The organism is Candidatus Symbiothrix dinenymphae (assembly GCF_001431085.1).
The window spans coordinates 1-498 of record NZ_BBRU01000333.1 but is presented as its reverse complement, the minus strand read 5'-3'; the positions used below and the strand labels follow the sequence as shown (position 1 = coordinate 498).

Sequence of the window (498 nt, the reverse complement as noted above, 5' to 3'; positions counted from 1 at the left end):
CCTCTATGTAGGTCAGCATCTGGCTGAGCCACTCGCTGCCTCCGTTGTAGGCTGCTGTGGTGGCGGTGTAGGCAAAGATTGTGCCTTCGTTCAACTCGCTGGCAGCGAGGAACTTGTAAAAACTGTCGCGAATGGCTTTGTTGGGGATGATGGCGTACGAACTCACTATGCCGGCGATGTTAAACGTCTTGCTGGGTGCCATCAGCGTGATGCTATTTTGCTCTGCCTCCTTCGACACCGTTGCGAAAGGGATGTGTTCGTGCCCAAAAATCGCCAAATCCGAGTGAATTTCGTCCGCAATCACCAGGATATGGTGTTCGGCACAGATTTTTGCCAACTCCTGCAATGTTTTTTTGTCCCACGTGATGCCAACCGGATTGTGCGGATTTGCCAAAATCAGCAGTTTGCAATCTTTGTCAATCACCTGCCGCAAGCCCTCCAAATCCATACTGTAATGCCTCTAAAGAGAGCAAAATAATCTCTTACAATGACATCCTA

Annotated in this window: 1 pseudogene; it reads right to left on the bottom strand. The window is 49.6% G+C overall.

Annotated elements, in window-relative coordinates:
- Positions 1 to 454: pseudogene (locus ASC50_RS04020) on the bottom strand (aminotransferase class I/II-fold pyridoxal phosphate-dependent enzyme); the annotation flags it as partial.
- Positions 455 to 498 lie beyond the last annotated feature (44 nt).